Below are 16,971 nucleotides of genomic sequence, written 5' to 3'. Positions count from 1 at the left end.
AGTGGTTTTGATTGTGCGTTGCGAAACGCCTTTGTTACTTAACGTTATAGGATCAAGCCTCACGGGCAATTAGTACTGGTTAGCTTAACGCATTACTGCGCTTCCACACCCAGCCTATCAACGTCCTGGTCTCGAACGACCCTTCAGTGTGCTCAAGGCACAAGGGAAATCTTATCTCAAGGCGAGTTTCCCGCTTAGATGCTTTCAGCGGTTATCTCTTCCGAATTTAGCTACCCGGCAATACCACTGGCGTGATAACCGGTACACCAGAGATTCGTCCACTCCGGTCCTCTCGTACTAGGAGCAGGTCCCTTCAAATTTCCAACGCCCACGGCAGATAGGGACCAAACTGTCTCACGACGTTTTAAACCCAGCTCACGTACCACTTTAAATGGCGAACAGCCATACCCTTGGGACCGGCTACAGCCCCAGGATGTGATGAGCCGACATCGAGGTGCCAAACTCCCCCGTCGATATGAACTCTTGGGAGGAATCAGCCTGTTATCCCCAGAGTACCTTTTATCCGTTGAGCGATGGCCCTTCCATACAGAACCACCGGATCACTATGACCTGCTTTCGCATCTGCTCGACTTGTCAGTCTCGCAGTTAAGCATCCTTTTGCCATTGCACTATCAGTACGATGTCCGACCGTACCTAGGATACCTTCGTACTCCTCCGTTACAATTTGGGAGGAGACCGCCCCAGTCAAACTGCCTACCATGCACGGTCCCCAACCCCGATAAGGGGTCTAGGTTAGAACCTCAATGACACCAGGCTGGTATTTCAACGTCGGCTCCACGATGTCTGGCGACACCGCTTCAAAGCCTCCCAGCTATCCTACACAGGTCCCATCAAAGTCCAATGCAAAGCTACAGTAAAGGTTCATGGGGTCTTTCCGTCTAGCCGCGGGTAGATTGCATCTTCACAAACATTTCAACTTCGCTGAGTCTCGGGTGGAGACAGTGTGGCCATCGTTACGCCATTCGTGCAGGTCGGAACTTACCCGACAAGGAATTTCGCTACCTTAGGACCGTTATAGTTACGGCCGCCGTTTACTGGGACTTCAATCAAGAGCTTGCACCCCATCATTTAATCTTCCAGCACCGGGCAGGCGTCACACTCTATACGTCCACTTTCGTGTTTGCAGAGTGCTGTGTTTTTATTAAACAGTCGCAGCCACCATTTCACTGCAACCCCATCGAGCTTCGAGAGCAAGTCTCTACACTCTACCGGGGCGCACCTTCTCCCGAAGTTACGGTGCTAATTTGCCGAGTTCCTTCACCCGAGTTCTCTCAAGCGCCTTAGAATTCTCATCCTGCCCACCTGTGTCGGTTTGCGGTACGGTCCCAATGCAACTGAAGCTTAGTGGCTTTTCTTGGAAGCTTGGTATCAGCAACTTCAGAGCACAAGGCTCCTCGTTATCACGCCTCAGAATTGACCCTCCGGATTTGCCTAAAGGATCTTCCTACACGCTTGAACCGGGACGTCCAACACCCGGCTTGCCTAACCTTCTCCGTCCCCACATCGCATTGCATTGAGGTACAGGAATATTAACCTGTTTCCCATCGACTACGCTTTTCAGCCTCGCCTTAGGGGCCGACTCACCCTGCGCCGATGAACGTTGCGCAGGAAACCTTGGGCTTTCGGCGAGGGAGCCTTTCACTCCCTTTATCGCTACTCATGTCAGCATTCGCACTTCTGATACCTCCAGCATCCCTCACGGGACACCTTCGCAGGCCTACAGAACGCTCTCCTACCATATGCTTACGCATATCCGCAGCTTCGGTGCACAGTTTGAGCCCCGTTACATCTTCCGCGCAGGACGACTCGATCAGTGAGCTATTACGCTTTCTTTAAATGATGGCTGCTTCTAAGCCAACATCCTGACTGTTTTAGCCTTCCCACTTCGTTTTCCACTTAACTGTGTCTTTGGGACCTTAGCTGGCGGTCTGGGTTGTTTCCCTCTTGTCACCGGACGTTAGCACCCGATGACTGTCTCCCATGCTCGCACTTCTCGGTATTCGGAGTTTGCAATGGTTTGGTAATCAGCAATAGACCCCTAGCCATGACAGTGCTCTACCCCCGAGAGTGATACATGAGGTACTACCTAAATAGTTTTCGGAGAGAACCAGCTATTTCCAAGTTTGTTTAGCCTTTCACCCCTATCCACAGCTCATCCCCTAACTTTTCAACGTTAGTGGGTTCGGACCTCCAGTTGGTTTTACCCAACCTTCATCCTGGCCATGGATAGATCACTTGGTTTCGGGTCTACACCCAGCAACTATCGCCCTTATCAGACTCGCTTTCGCTGCGCCTCCCCTATTCGGTTAAGCTCGCTACTGAATGTAAGTCGCTGACCCATTATACAAAAGGTACGCAGTCACCCTTGCGGGCTCCCACTGTTTGTATGCATGCGGTTTCAGGTTCTATTTCACTCCCCTTCCGGGGTTCTTTTCGCCTTTCCCTCACGGTACTGGTTCACTATCGGTCGATTACGAGTATTTAGCCTTGGAGGATGGTCCCCCCATGTTCAGACAGGGTTTCTCGTGCCCCGCCCTACTTGTTCCAAACCTAGTTCCACTCTCAAATTTTCGCGTACGGGGCTATCACCCACTATGGCCAGACTTTCCAGACTGTTCCACTAATTTGAAAGCTAAAGTTTGCAGGCTCTTCCGCGTTCGCTCGCCACTACTTACGGAATCTCGGTTGATTTCTTTTCCTCCAGGTACTTAGATGTTTCAGTTCCCTGGGTTCGCTCTACCTGACCTATGTATTCAGCCAGGAGTGACCCTTGCGGGCCGGGTTTCCCCATTCAGAAATCTGCGGATCAAAGCTTATTGCCAGCTCCCCGCAGCTTATCGCAGGCTGTCACGTCTTTCTTCGCCTGTAATCGCCAAGGCATCCACCACATGCACTTATTCGCTTGACCCTATAACGTTAAGCCCTCAGCATCGCTGCCAAGGCGCCATAGGTGTTTCGCATTTGTGTCCAGTTCATACGACTAGCATGAACTGACTTGATACAATCAAAACCCATGATTTTTCATGCATCCGCTTCCATAGGTCTCCCTATGTCCACGTTTGCGTGAATCACTTTCTTTACTTCTTCCAAATTTTTAAAGAACTGCTTATCGGCAAAAGCCAATATCAAAACCAACAAGGCTTGGATATAGGTTCTTGCTTTTTGTGTTTCAGGTATTGGTGGAGGTTGACGGGATCGAACCGACGACCCCCTGCTTGCAAAGCAGGTGCTCTCCCAGCTGAGCTAAACCCCCATTTTCTCTGGTGGGTCTGGTTGGACTCGAACCAACGACCCTCGCGTTATCAACACGATGCTCTAACCAGCTGAGCTACAGACCCTGAACTTGTCAGGACCAAGGAGCGAGAATTGGGATTGAGGGGTAAAGCAGCACGCTGCCCCTACTCAATCCTCTTTCCACAATCTTCAATCCTGCTCTTGAACAACCGATGAGTGTAGGCACTCAGCCTTTGGATATCTCTAGAAAGGAGGTGATCCAGCCGCACCTTCCGATACGGCTACCTTGTTACGACTTCACCCCAGTCATAAAACCCAGCGTGGTAAGCGCCCTCCTTGCGGTTAGGCTACCTACTTCTGCCAGATTCTACTCCCATGGTGTGACGGGCGGTGTGTACAAGACCCGGGAACGTATTCACCGCGACATGCTGATCCGCGATTACTAGCGATTCCGACTTCATGCTCTCGAGTTGCAGAGAACAATCCGGACTACGATCGGCTTTCTGAGATTGGCTCCCCCTCGCGGGTTGGCTACCCTCTGTACCGACCATTGTATTACGTGTGAAGCCCTACCCATAAGGGCCATGAGGACTTGACGTCATCCCCACCTTCCTCCGGTTTATCACCGGCAGTCCCAATAAAGTGCCCAACTGAATGATGGCAATTATTGGCAAGGGTTGCGCTCGTTGCGGGACTTAACCCAACATCTCACGACACGAGCTGACGACAGCCATGCAGCACCTGTGTCCAGGTTCCCTTTCGGGCACAATCCCATCTCTGGAATCTTCCTGGCATGTCAAGGGTAGGTAAGGTTTTTCGCGTTGCATCGAATTAATCCACATAATCCACCGCTTGTGCGGGTCCCCGTCAATTCCTTTGAGTTTTAATCTTGCGACCGTACTCCCCAGGCGGTCAACTTCACGCGTTAGCTGCGGTACTAAAGAAGTCTCCTTCCCCAACACCTAGTTGACATCGTTTAGGGCGTGGACTACCAGGGTATCTAATCCTGTTTGCTCCCCACGCTTTCGTGCATGAGCGTCAGTGTTAGCCCAGGGGGCTGCCTTCGCCATCGGTATTCCTCCACATCTCTACGCATTTCACTGCTACACGTGGAATTCTACCCCCCTCTGCTACACTCTAGTCTCGCAGTCACAAATGCAGTTCCCAGGTTGAGCCCGGGGATTTCACATCTGTCTTACGAAACCGCCTGCGCACGCTTTACGCCCAGTAATTCCGATTAACGCTCGCACCCTACGTATTACCGCGGCTGCTGGCACGTAGTTAGCCGGTGCTTCTTCTTACGGTACCGTCATCCACACGATGTATTGGATCGTGCGATTTCTTTCCGTCTGAAAGAGCTTTACAACCCGAAGGCCTTCTTCACTCACGCGGCATGGCTGGATCAGGCTTGCGCCCATTGTCCAAAATTCCCCACTGCTGCCTCCCGTAGGAGTCTGGGCCGTGTCTCAGTCCCAGTGTGGCTGGTCGTCCTCTCAGACCAGCTACGGATCGTCGCCTTGGTGAGCCTTTACCTCACCAACTAGCTAATCCGATATCGGCCACTCCGAAAGCGAGAGGTCTTGCGATCCCCCCCTTTCCCCCTCAGGGCATATGCGGTATTAGCGTAACTTTCGCTACGTTATCCCCCACTTCCGGACATGTTCCGATATATTACTCACCCGTTCGCCACTCGCCACCAGGGTTGCCCCCGTGCTGCCGTTCGACTTGCATGTGTAAAGCATGCCGCCAGCGTTCAATCTGAGCCAGGATCAAACTCTTCAGTTCAATTCCTGTTTTGGTTCACTTCTGAACCGGTCTTACTCAAAGTGAATCATTGACATGATTCTTTTCGACTTTGCGTAAGCACTTTTTACTGCATATTTTTAAAGTCGTTCCCGCATCCAAAAGGACACGAAAACTTCCCAAAAACCAAGTGCCTACACTCGTCGGTTGTTCGTTTTCTTTTTAAAGATCGGGCTGCCGTGGCAGCGAAGAGGTGCGCATTATAGGGACAGAAAAATTCCCGTCAACACTTTTCTGAAAAATTTTTGCAAATGCCTGCGCAAAGCCTGTTCCCGAGCAAAATTAACTACAATTCCGCCATGCCAGAGAATCTGAAAATGTCACCGATCACCCTTGGAATCGAATCATCCTGCGATGAGACCGGCATCGCGCTTTACCAGATGGGGCGCGGGCTGCTGGCGCACGCCTTGCATACCCAGGTCGCCATGCACAGCGAGTATGGCGGCGTGGTTCCCGAGCTCGCCTCACGCGATCATGTTCGGCGCGTCATCCCGCTGGTGCGTCAGGTCATGCATGAAGCCAATGTGGCTCTCAATCAAATCGATGCGATTGCCTATACCCAGGGACCAGGCTTAGGTGGCGCATTATTGGTTGGCGCCAGTGCCGCGAATGCCCTGGCCTATGCGCTCGACATTCCCGTCATCGGCATCCACCATCTGGAAGGCCACCTGCTCTCGCCTCTGCTGTCCGACCCCGCGCCGGAGTTTCCCTTCGTCGCCTTGCTGGTTTCCGGCGGGCACACGCAGCTGATGCGCGTGGACGGCGTGGGGCAATACGCCTTGCTCGGCGAAACACTGGACGACGCCGCAGGAGAAGCCTTCGACAAGAGCGCAAAGCTACTGGGCCTGGGTTACCCGGGCGGGCCCGCCTTGGCGAAGCTCGCCGCATCGGGCCGCCCCGGACAATTCAAACTGCCGCGCCCGATGCTGCACAGCGGCGACCTGGATTTCAGTTTCAGCGGACTAAAGACCGCGGTGCTCACCCTGGTCAGGCAGAGCGACGACAATGAACAGAGTCGCGCCGACATCGCCTGTGCGACGCAGGAAGCCATCGTCGATGTGCTGGCGCACAAGGCTCGCGCCGCCTTGGCGCAAACCGGCCTGAGCCGCTTGGTCGTTGCGGGAGGCGTGGGTGCAAACCGCTTATTGCGCAGCCGCCTGAATGAGGATATCGGCAAGCGCGGCGGCACCGTGTTTTACCCGGACCTGGAATTTTGCACCGACAACGGTGCGATGATCGCCTTCGCCGGAGCCTTGCGTCTCGCACAACAGCAGGGCAACAAGGATTACCGCTTCAACGTCAAACCGCGCTGGAACCTGACGGAAATCAGCAAGGAACTTTAACCCGGCTGCTTCGGTTTCCATCGTTTCCGGAAAACAAAATTGCGGGAAAATTCCATCCAACAGCTCCCGGAATTTCATCGCCGCTCCAAACACATGAAGGTGGTGAATCGCCGCATTCCAATTTCAAAAAGGTTGGCGCATAATCTGCGCAGCCCTTGGTAGCGCATCGCCATCCCGCTTTCGCAAATTCTGCCTCTTTGTTCATGGAGCCTCATGGCAAGGGGCGTAGGCTGGCGCAAGAGTGCGATGGATACTTTTGGTTTTCTTGTTTCTTACTCTCACATTCGGAAGGCATTCCGGCATGTTTCACGGACCGGTTTATTAATAAGCGGGGCGGTATTTGCAGAATTTTTAATCGAACAGTGTGAATTGTTAACTTAAATCTGGAGATGACCATGAATATACGTTATACGAAGACACTCGCAATATTGGCTGCTTTACCACTGACCATTGCCAGCGCCCACGGCGCGGCGGCCGGTGCCCCGGCGATGACCGAAGCGGAAATGGGTCAGGCAAACAAGATTTTCTTCGAGCGTTGCGCGGGCTGCCATGGCGTGCTGCGCAAAGGCGCGACCGGCAAAGCTCTGACTCCTGATGTCACCATCCCCAAAGGCACGGACTACCTGAAGGCATTCATCGGCTATGGCTCGCCGGGCGGCATGCCCGGCTTCCAGACCGGCGGCGAACTGACCGAGCAGGAAGTCGATCTGATGGCGCGCTATATACAGCAGACACCGGTGGCCCCTCCCGAAATGGGACTGAAGGAAATCGAGGCCACCTGGAAAGTCATCGTGCCAGTGAAGGATCGCCCCACGAAGAAGATGAACAGCATCAACATCGAGAACATCTTCTCCACCACGCTGCGCGATGACGGCAAAGTGGCGCTGATCGACGGCGACACCAAGGAGATCATCACCACCCTCAACACCGGCTATGCGGTGCATATCTCCCGTTACTCTGCATCCGGCCGTTACCTGTATGTGACCGGCCGCGATGCCAAGCTCAGCCTGATCGACCTGTGGATGAAAGTGCCGCAGGTTGTCGCCGAAGTAAAGACCGGCGCCGAGGCGCGCTCGATCGAGACTTCCAAGTACAAGGGCTGGGAAGACAAGTATGCGATCTCCGGCTCCTACTGGCCGCCGCAATACGTGATCCACGAAGGCGATACGCTGAAGCCGCTGAAAGTCGTCTCGACCAGCGGCATCGCCTCCGAGACCAACCAGTTCGTCCGCGAAGCGCGCGTTGCTGCCATCGTGGCCTCCCACTACCACCCGGAGTGGATGGTCAACGTGAAGGAAACCGGCAAGGTGCTCATCGTCAACTACTCGGACCTGGACAACCTGAAGACGACGACGATCGACACGCCGCGCTTCCTGCACGACGGCGGCTTCGAGTCGAGCAAGCGCTACTTCATGGATGCCGCCAATGCCTCCAACAAGATCGCGGTCATCGACATCAAGGAAGGCAAACTGGCTGCCACGATTGACGTGGACAAGGTTCCGCATCCGGGACGCGGCGCAAACTTCATCGACCCCAAATTCGGGCCGGTCTGGGCGACCAGCCACCTGGGGGCAGACACCATCACCGTGATCGGCACCGATCCGGTCAAGCACAAGCAGCACGCCTGGAAAGTGGTGCGCGCCATCAAGGGTCATGGCGCCGGATCGCTGTTCATCAAGAGCCATCCAAAGTCGAAGAACCTGTGGGTCGATGCGCCGCTCAATCCCGACGCCAAGATCAACCAGTCCGTCGGCGTGCTCGACATCAACAATCTCGATGCCGGCGTGACCGTGCTGCCAATCGCCGAATGGGCCAACCTCGGCGAAGGCTCCAAGCGCGTTGTCCACCCGGAATACAACAAGGCCGGTGACGAAGTCTGGTTCTCGGTCTGGAGCGGATCGAAAGACAAATCCGCCATCGTGATTGTTGACGACAAGACCCGCAAGCTGAAAAAGGTAATCACCGATCCGAGACTGATTACGCCTACCGGCCACTTCAACCTCTACAACACGCAGCACGACATTTACTAGACTCCTGGGAAATCGAAAAAACTATCTGGAAGGCATGACCATTCGCCCTTGGGGTTAACGCCTTTGCAGCAAAACCACAAGACATACCCACCCAATTGCTCCTGGAGCTGCATGTCGAACAGGCAGGCGCGACAAATTGCCGCGCGGCATCATGCCACATTCCCAAACCGGTTTTCTTGATAAACAATCCGCCTCGCCAGAAGTACGCATCATTGATTTCCGGCGCTAGTGTGTGATGTGCCCTCTCCCGATCGACACTTCAATTTGCCGAGAACGTAATGCGGACTTTTGGCACCCATTCATGCAATCACCCCGAACAACAAGGGAAAACATGTTTGCCAAATTGAGAGAGAACAAGTTTTTCAAATCGCTATCGCAAATCCTTTGCTCTATTGAGCTTATTGAAGAGCAGGGCAAAACCCCCACCTCTTGCCCCAATTTCCACATTCACTCATTCTCCCTGATGGAGGGTGATGCAACACCGTACGAGCTCTGCAAGACGCGCCAAGATGATAAAAATACACACCATAATCATCGATTTCCCGCAGATTCACAATCGCCACAAAACCTTATGAAATAAGGGATGCGGCAAATTGTCGCGCGACATCATGTCGCATTCCTGATGCAAATTTTTCTCTGTACTATTCATTCGAACCCGAAATAAAAACCACGCTCGGGTTCCATAGAATTCCGCTTCATTGTACTTAACCGGCTGATTGGTTAAGAACCTAGAGATTCTTCCAAAATCTTTGATGCAAGCAAGGAATTGTTCGGCAATCTTAAACTTGGAGACAACATGGAAAAGAAATACAAAAAAACACTAGCGGCCTTGGCTATCCTGGCCTCTTTGCCGCTAGCCATTACCAATGCCTACGCTGCAGATGCAGATGCGGCTGCGCCAGCAACAGCTCCGGCGATGTCTGCGGACGAAATGAAGCAGGCAAACCAGATATATTTCGAGCGCTGCGCAGGTTGCCACGGTGTTCTGCGTAAAGGTGCAACCGGCAAACCGTTGACTCCTGCCGATGTATCAATGAAAGGCACCGCTTACCTGAAGAAGACTATCTCCAATGGCACCCCAGGCGGTATGCCGAACTTCGGCACTGGAGGCGAATTGACCGCAGACCAAATCGATCTGATGGCGCGCTATGTGCAACAACCACCCGTAGCCCCACCTGAAATGGGCTTGAAGGACATTGAAGCCACTTGGAAGCTGATTGTGCCGGTAAAGGACCGCCCAACGAAAAAGATGAACAACTTCAATATCTCCAACGTCTTCTCCACCACGCTGCGCGATTCAGGCGAAGTGGCTTTGATCGATGGCGATACCAAAGAAATCATTACCATTCTGAAGACCGGTTATGCGGTACATATTTCCCGCTACTCCGCGTCCGGCCGCTACCTGTATGTGACCGGCCGCGATTCCAAGCTCAGCCTGATCGACTTGTGGATGGAAACACCCAAAGTTGTGGCTGAAGTCAAGACCGGTGTCGAGGCACGTTCGGTGGAAACCTCCAAGTTCAAGGGCTGGGAAGACAAGTATGCGATCTCCGGCACCTACTGGCCGCCGCAATATGTGATTCATGAAGGTGACACATTGAAGCCGTTGAAAGTCGTCGCAACCAGCGGTATCGCCTCCGAGACCAATGAATTCGTAAAAGAAGCGCGCGTCGCAGCTATCGTGGCTTCCCACTACAAACCCGAGTTCATGGTCAACGTAAAAGAAACCGGCAAGGTGATGATGGTCGACTACTCGGACCTGAACAACCTGAAAACAACAACGATCGACACACCGCGCTTCCTGCATGACGGCGGTTTAACATCCACTCATCGTTACTTCATGGATGCCGCCAACGCCTCGAACAAGATTGCGGTCATCGACCTCAAGGAAGGCAAGCTGGCTGCCACGATCGATGTGGGCAAGGTTCCGCATCCGGGGCGCGGCGCAAACTTCATCGACCCGAAATTCGGGCCGGTCTGGGCTACCAGCCACTTGGGCGACGACACGATCGCCGTAATTGGCACCGATCCTGAAAAGCACAAGCAGCATGCATGGAAAGTGGTGCGAACCATCAAGGGACATGGAAGTGGGTCGCTGTTCATCAAGAGCCATCCCAAGTCAACCAATCTGTGGGTAGATGCACCGCTCAACAAGGATGCAAAGATCAGCCAATCGATCGGGGTGCTTGACATCAACAATCTTGAAAAAGGGGTGACCGTATTGCCAATCGCCGAATGGGCCAACCTTGGTGAAGGCGCCAAGCGTGTCGTTCAGCCGGAATACAACAAGACAGGCGACGAGGTATGGTTTGCAGTCTGGAATGCCGCCGACAAGAAGTCTGCTCTCGTAGTAGTTGACGACAAGACGCGCAAGCTGAAGAAGGTCATCAATGACCCGAGGCTGATTACGCCTACCGGGCACTTTAACGTCAACAATACGATGCACGATATTTACTAGGACTCTCCGGTAAATTCCGGTTTCGCCATTCCGGTGGATCTTTGCCGGAATGGCGAATCACAAAGACTTGTGTTGAAACGTGTATCCTTGAAGGGCGGGAAAAACCCGCCCTTTCTTTCAGTTTCATCAAAAAATTTCACAGAAAAGTATGATGAAAAATCAATTTCGCAATAGAAAATTGTTGTTGGCGTTGGGCTGTATTTATGGCTTGGCCAATGCAGCGGGTGCGGCGGAAAGCGATGCAACAGCAGAGCTGGGCGAAGTAGTGGTGACTGCGACCAGAACCAGCGCTACGCTTTCCGAGGCGCCCGCCGCAGTGACCGTAATCAACGCCAACAATATCGAAACGAAAAACGCCTCGCGACTCGGCGACGTGCTGGATCAGGTGCCCAGCCTCTATTTGCGCGGCGGCGCGCTCGGCCAGTCGCAGGGCACCATAGGAACGAGCGGCATGTCGCTACGCGGCATCGACCAGAACAAGGTTCTCATCCTGCTGGACGGGCAGCCCATCCAGGACGCGGGTTCTGGAAAGGTGAACTGGCGCATCCCGTTTGTCGAAGACATCGCCCGCGTCGAGGTCGTACCCGGCGCGTTCTCCTCGCTCTACGGCAGCAATGCCGTCGGCGGAGTCGTCAATATCATCACCAAACAGCCGGATAAACGCGAACTCACCGCGAAGGTGAAGAAAGGCTGGGGCGATGCCCGCGGCGAGGACGGCAGCCTTTATTTCCGCGACAAGATGGATAACGGACTGGGGCTGGTAGCCGGATTCGGCCACCAGAGGCACGACAGCTACGTGAACGATTTCGTCGTCAAGACGCCGGTAGCGGGAGCGGCAGGCACGCCCGTCACGGGTGCGCAGGCCATCACCACCCGGGAAGGCGTCCCGGCCTATCTGGTAGGCGATCTGGGAGCCGTGCCGTGGAACGCGGCCAATGCCACCGCCAAACTGTTTTACAACCTGAATGGCCGCAACAAGATTTACGCGGGCGCCAACTACCAGGAAACCAGGCAGGATTACACCCAGTTCAACACCTATCTCAGAAACGCCGCCGGCACACCGGTCTCGAGCGGGACGCTCGGGATCAACGGACAGCGCGTCGTCCTGGCGAATTCCGATTTCACCCTTTTCTCGTTCCTGCCGCTCTATGAATCCGCGACGCGCTATTTTGCCGGTTACGACGGAACGGTCGGCAACGATTACCTGCTGAAGATTGACCTTGCGAGAATCGAGCGCAAGTACCACTTCACGCTGGCGAACCCCGCTGCCACCTGGAACGGCGGCGCGGGCTCGCTCTCGGACACGCCGAACGATGGCCTCGACGGCACGGCGCAACTGACCTTCCCGGTTGGCTCGCGACAGGTGCTGGTGACCGGCCTCGCGCTGCACAAGGACTCGGTGAACCAGCAAATCTACGCGCTCTCCAACTGGCGCAATCCGGACACAAAAACCGCCGTGAACAGCGGTTACCGCGGCCATTCGACCACCGTTTCCGTCTTCGCGCAGGACGAGTTCAGCGCCACGGAGGCGCTGAAAATTTATCTGGGCGGACGCTGGGATGACTGGAAAACCGAGGGCGACAATTTCAGCAACACCGCGCCGATCGGCACGACGCGCTATGCGGCGCGCAGCATCTCGGCTTTCAGCCCCAAGGCATCCGCCGTTTACCAGCCAACGAAAACTGCCGTGCTGCGCGCCTCGTTCGGAAAGTCGTTCCGCGCGCCGGCCAATCAGGACCTCTACACCTCTTCGACCAGCCGGGGCCGCACGACGACAGGCGACCCCAATCTCCAGCCTGAGCACGGCACCACCTGGGAGGTGGGCGGCGAATTCCGCCTCACGGAAGACACCAAAGTGACCGCCACCTATTACGACACCCGGCTGAGCAACCTGATCTACCTGAAGCAGGTCAGTGCGACCAATTCGCTGCGCATCAACGCGGGGAAGGCGAAAGTCAGCGGAATTGAGTTGGGCGTCACAACAAAACCGGCCAAATGGCTGGAGCTGGATGCCAACTATGCCTATATAGATTCAAGAGTGCTCGAAAACGCGGCCGATCCCCTGAGCGTCGGCAAGCGCCTGACCGATGCCCCGAGGAACATCACCGGCATCGGGCTGACTGCACGGCAGGGAGCCTGGTCCGGCTCGTTGAATGCGCGCTACGTGAGCCATATTTTCTGGACGGCGCAGAACACCGATGTCGTGGAAGGTGTGCCGGGCAGTTACGACGCGCACACCATGGTGAACGCAAAGCTGGCCTACGCCTTCACGCGGGCGGTAAAGGGAGCGCTCGCGGTCAACAACCTGCTAGACAAGAAGGCCTATTCCTACTTCCTGCTGCCCGGCCGCAACGTGACCGCCGAGGTAGATTTTTCCTTCTAGTACCGCAAAATTAATTTTTAGTTTCCCCCCCAGCTTGCGAGCCGGGGAAAAATCGGTTCAAATGCCGCGCATGGAAAAAGACGACCCGCAAGGTTTCATCATCCAGACACAGGTAAATTACCTGCCGGATCAATCCGATGAAGCGAGCAACCGCTTCGTATTTTCCTATACCATCAGCATCACCAACCTCGGCAGCATCGCCGCAAAACTCATCAGCCGTCACTGGATCATCACCGACGCCCACAACAACGTCCAGGAAGTACGCGGGCAGGGCGTGGTGGGCGAGCAACCCTTGCTCCGGCCGAGCCAGAGCTTCGAATACACCAGCGGTACGGTACTGTCCACGCAGGTCGGCACGATGCGCGGCAGCTACCGCATGCACGCCGACGACGGCAGCCAGTTCGATGTCGAGATTCCGCAATTTGTATTGAGCGTACCGCGCGTGCTCCACTAGATTTTCCGCACCATGCAATTCAAAGCCGCCCTACTCCTGCTGATCTTCCTCACCGCCTGCACCGTGCCCAAGCCGCCAGTCGCACCGCCTCAAGCGGCGATTCCATCTATTGCATCTCCCGCCGCACCGTTTGCGGTGAGCAAATGGGAGATGCTGCCGGACTGGCAGACCACCGACTTGCAGCCGGCTTGGGCAGCCTTCCTGCAGAGCTGCCGTGCGCTGAACGGCAAGCCAAACTGGCAAGCGGTTTGCACGCGCAGCAAGGAATTGGCGCAGCCCGACAACGCCGCCTTGCGTGCCTTCTTCGAGGAAGGCTTCACGCCTTATCAGGTATTCAATTCCGACGGCTCTTCGCAGGGGCTAGTTACCGGCTACTATGAGCCGAAGCTGGCCGGCAGCCGCGTCCGGACCGAGCGTTTCCGCTACCCGCTGTATGCCGCACCGGACGACCTGCTGACCATAGATCTGGGCGAGGCCTACCCGCAGCTCAAGGACTTGCGCCTGCGCGGGCGGCTGCAGGGCAAGCGCGTCGTGCCTTATTACAACCGTTCCGAAATCGAGGCAGGAAAAGCCGCGCTGCAGGGCCGTGAACTGTTCTGGGTGGACAACGCGGTGGAGCTGTTCTTCCTGCAGATACAGGGATCGGGGCGCATCGAACTGCCGGACGGCAGCCTGGTGAAGGTCGGTTACGCCGAACAGAACGGCTATCCCTATGTTTCCATCGGCAGGAAGCTGGTCGAGACGGGCGAACTCAAGCTCGAGGAAGCCTCGATGCAGGGCATCAAGGATTGGGCAAACCGCTTCCCCGAAAAGCTGCCTGCGCTGCTCGCGCAAAATCCCAGCTATGTGTTCTTCCGCGAACTGCCGAACGGTTTGGCCGCGCCGCTGGGCGCACTGGGCGTGCCACTGACCGAGGCATACAGCATCGCGGTGGACCCGCGCACCATCCCGCTCGGCGCGCCGGTGTTCCTCGCGACCACCCACCCGAACACCGCCGAACCGCTCAATCGCCTGGTGCTGGCGCAGGATACCGGCGGCGCAATCAAGGGCGCGGTACGCGCCGACTTTTTCTGGGGCTTCGGCGAACAGGCGGGCATTCAGGCGGGGCGCATGAAGCAGGGCGGGCAGATGTGGGTGCTGTTCCCCAAGGGTGCGGAGCCGGCGCTCAGCCAATAAGGGAGGCGCTGAATAAGTCCGTTCGCCCTGAGCCTGTCGAAGGGTGAATTCCACATCCTGTCGATTGCAAACACTTCCCCATTCATGGTTCGACAGGCTCTGGTGGAGCAACTAAGTATTGACTAAGCACGACGACACCGTGCCAAGTCACTACTTAACCACAAACGGGGGTTATTTCAGCGCTTCCCTAGGTGATGATGTTGGCGCGGTTGCCGCCGCTGCGCTTGGCGGCAAGCAGCGCCTGGTCGGCCAGCCCGACAAGCTCAGCCTCGGTGGCCCCGCGCTCGGGCAGGCGATGAATGCCGCCGACGCTGATGGTCACGACGCCGTATGACGAGTCGCTGTTCGGGATATTGAGAGCGCGCACCTGCTCGCAAAGCTTCTGCGCATGGCGCCGCAGGTCTTCGAGATTTGCGGCCAGCGAAACCACAGCGAATTCGTCTCCGCTGTAGCGCGCCGTGCAGTCCGAAGTGCGCGCAAACGACTTGGCGATGCAATCCCCCACCATGCGCAGGCACCCATCCCCCGCCGACCGACCGTAACGCTCGTTGAACTGCCTGAAATGATCGAAATCGATCATCAGCACCGACAGCTCGCTATGGGTGCGCTGCGCGGCAGAAAGCAGGCTCGTGAACTGCTCGCCGAAATGCCTTCGGTTGCTGAGGCCGACCAGATGATCGGTATAAGCCAGCGTATTCAACTGCTGGTTGAGCGTCTGCAAATCGAGATTGGACTGGTGCAGGTGCTGCTCGAGCAGGATGCGCGCAGTCACGTCCTTCTGGATGCCGATGTAATGCGCCAGTGTGCCGTCGGCGTCACGCACCGGGGAGATGCTGAGTTCATTCCAGAACATCGAGCCATCCTTGCGGTAGTTGCGCAGCGTGACCAGACAGCCCTCCCCCTTGGCGACAGCCGCGCGGACGATGTCGAGCCCGGGTTGCCCGGTATCGGTGCCTTGCAGGATGCGATAACTGCTGCCGAGAATCTCGTCGGAGGTGTAGCCGGTCAACGTCTCAAACCCCTTGTTGACGTAAATCAGAGGAAAACCCTGCTGCTTCGCGTCGGCGATCGTGACGCCATCGTGCGACTGGTCGACTGCCTGGGCAAGCAGTTCTTTGGGAATATTGGCCGCAGATATCACGCTGCTCTCCTATTTCTTGCCGGCCTCATTCAGGCGTTTTTCCAGTTCCTCGGCAGGCAGGTATCCGGGAATTTGTATTCCGTTGCCGAAAATCAGGTTGGGCGTACCGTTAACGCGCAGCTTCTTGCCCAGCGCCAGCACCTTGTCGGTGGGCGTCTTGCAGGATGCGTTGGTCGGCACCTTGCCGTCCAGCATCAATTCGTCCCATGCCTTGACCGGATTTTTGGCGCAGTACACGTTGCGCACGAGCTCGTCCGAGCCCTGGAAGATCGGGTACAGGAACAGGTACAGGGTGACATCGTTGACCTTGCTCAACTCCTTTTCCAGGCGTTTGCAGAAACCGCAATTGGGGTCGCTGAAATAGGCCAGCTTGCGCTTGCCGTTGCCCTTGACCTTCTTCACCGCGAGATCGAACGGCAGCTTGTCGAATTCGATGGCAAACAATACGCGGCGGCGCTCTTCCGTCATGTCGCGGCGGCTATTCACCTCGATCACGCTGCCATCGAACAGGTATTGCCCCTGCGCATCGGTATAGAGAAGCTGGTCGTTGATGACCACCTCATAGAGTCCGGCATAGGGTGTTTTGACGATATGCTCGAGCTTGCCGATGTTGGGAAACTTGCCTTGCAGCGACTGGCGGATTTCCTCCTCCCCGGCTTGCGCGCAGGACAGCCATGCAGACATAAACAGGACAAGCCACTTCCACAGGCTCAAGGCGGGAAATTTTTTCATGATGTTCTCTTTGGTTGGTTGTGGGCGTGTCGTAATCAGTAACCGATTGCTTTTCCTGAGTTTTCGTTCATGCCGACGGCAATCCCTGATATTCGGGCATGGCGGTCAAGCCGGCCATCGCGACTTCAAAAATTCAGGGCGGCAATCATAGCATGGCATCCAGTTTCATTTATAATCGCATCCCTCGCGAAAAACC

Annotated in this window: 9 protein-coding genes, 2 tRNA genes and 2 rRNA genes; 6 read left to right on the top strand and 7 right to left on the bottom strand. The window is 55.7% G+C overall.

The genetic code is table 11. From position 1 onward, the window contains the following. Window positions 1-48: 48 nt before the first annotated feature. From ACRRNM_RS11925 to ACRRNM_RS11910, 4 genes are all read right to left on the bottom strand, one after another. Window positions 49-2,929: ribosomal RNA gene (locus ACRRNM_RS11925) — 23S ribosomal RNA — on the bottom strand. Between the two features lie 269 nt (window positions 2,930-3,198). After that, a tRNA-Ala gene (locus tag ACRRNM_RS11920) sits at window positions 3,199-3,274 on the bottom strand. A gap of 8 nt (window positions 3,275-3,282) precedes the next feature. Beyond that, window positions 3,283-3,359, bottom strand: a tRNA-Ile gene (locus ACRRNM_RS11915). Window positions 3,360-3,502: 143 nt separating this feature from the next. Next, window positions 3,503-5,040, bottom strand: a 16S ribosomal RNA gene (locus tag ACRRNM_RS11910). Together the 16S and 23S rRNA genes with 2 tRNA genes alongside form the textbook arrangement of a ribosomal RNA operon. A 335-nt stretch (window positions 5,041-5,375) precedes the next feature. On the opposite strand from ACRRNM_RS11910, the gene tsaD reads away from it, so the two are divergent. Next, on the top strand, window positions 5,376-6,401 hold the full coding sequence (gene tsaD, locus ACRRNM_RS11905; RefSeq protein ID WP_435628418.1) for a tRNA (adenosine(37)-N6)-threonylcarbamoyltransferase complex transferase subunit TsaD: 1,026 nt from the start codon (window positions 5,376-5,378) through the stop codon (window positions 6,399-6,401). On the opposite strand, the gene ACRRNM_RS11900 is transcribed toward tsaD, so the two are convergent. Further along, window positions 6,385-6,606: a hypothetical protein gene (locus ACRRNM_RS11900; RefSeq protein WP_435628417.1), complete on the bottom strand. Its 222-nt coding sequence runs from the start codon at window positions 6,604-6,606 to the stop codon at window positions 6,385-6,387. The two genes, tsaD and ACRRNM_RS11900, sit on opposite strands and share 17 nt — an antisense overlap. Before the next feature lie 190 nt (window positions 6,607-6,796). Between ACRRNM_RS11900 and ACRRNM_RS11895 the strand changes: the two genes are divergently transcribed. From ACRRNM_RS11895 to mltA, 5 genes are all read left to right on the top strand, one after another. Further along, the gene (locus ACRRNM_RS11895) at window positions 6,797-8,431 is read left to right on the top strand and encodes a cytochrome D1 domain-containing protein (protein WP_435628416.1); all 1,635 of its coding nucleotides are present in this window, start codon (window positions 6,797-6,799) and stop codon (window positions 8,429-8,431) included. A 796-nt stretch (window positions 8,432-9,227) separates the two neighbouring features. Continuing rightward, a complete protein-coding gene (locus ACRRNM_RS11890) occupies window positions 9,228-10,889 on the top strand; it encodes a cytochrome D1 domain-containing protein (protein ID WP_435628415.1) in 1,662 nt (553 codons plus the stop codon). Window positions 10,890-11,067: 178 nt separating this feature from the next. Then, the gene (locus ACRRNM_RS11885; protein ID WP_435628414.1) at window positions 11,068-13,272 is read left to right on the top strand and encodes a TonB-dependent receptor; all 2,205 of its coding nucleotides are present in this window, start codon (window positions 11,068-11,070) and stop codon (window positions 13,270-13,272) included. Between the two features lie 70 nt (window positions 13,273-13,342). Continuing rightward, a complete protein-coding gene (gene apaG / locus ACRRNM_RS11880) occupies window positions 13,343-13,726 on the top strand; it encodes a Co2+/Mg2+ efflux protein ApaG (protein WP_435628690.1) in 384 nt (127 codons plus the stop codon). Window positions 13,727-13,738: 12 nt separating this feature from the next. Continuing rightward, on the top strand, window positions 13,739-14,902 hold the full coding sequence (mltA, locus tag ACRRNM_RS11875; RefSeq protein WP_435628413.1) for a murein transglycosylase A: 1,164 nt from the start codon (window positions 13,739-13,741) through the stop codon (window positions 14,900-14,902). A gap of 187 nt (window positions 14,903-15,089) precedes the next feature. Here mltA and ACRRNM_RS11870 read toward each other — a convergent pair whose 3' ends face one another. Both ACRRNM_RS11870 and ACRRNM_RS11865 read right to left on the bottom strand, forming a co-directional pair. Beyond that, window positions 15,090-16,043, bottom strand: coding sequence for a diguanylate cyclase (locus tag ACRRNM_RS11870; protein ID WP_435628412.1), 954 nt, complete (start codon window positions 16,041-16,043; stop codon window positions 15,090-15,092). Window positions 16,044-16,052: 9 nt separating this feature from the next. Further along, a complete protein-coding gene (locus tag ACRRNM_RS11865) occupies window positions 16,053-16,775 on the bottom strand; it encodes a DsbC family protein (protein ID WP_435628411.1) in 723 nt (240 codons plus the stop codon). Between the last annotated feature and the right edge of the window lie 196 nt (window positions 16,776-16,971).

This window comes from Ferrigenium straubiae, assembly GCF_051257895.1.
Taxonomy (GTDB): Bacteria; Pseudomonadota; Gammaproteobacteria; order Burkholderiales; family Gallionellaceae; genus Gallionella; species Gallionella straubiae.
The sequence above is the reverse complement of the archived record's forward strand: the minus strand, read 5'-3'. Positions and strand labels throughout refer to the sequence as shown.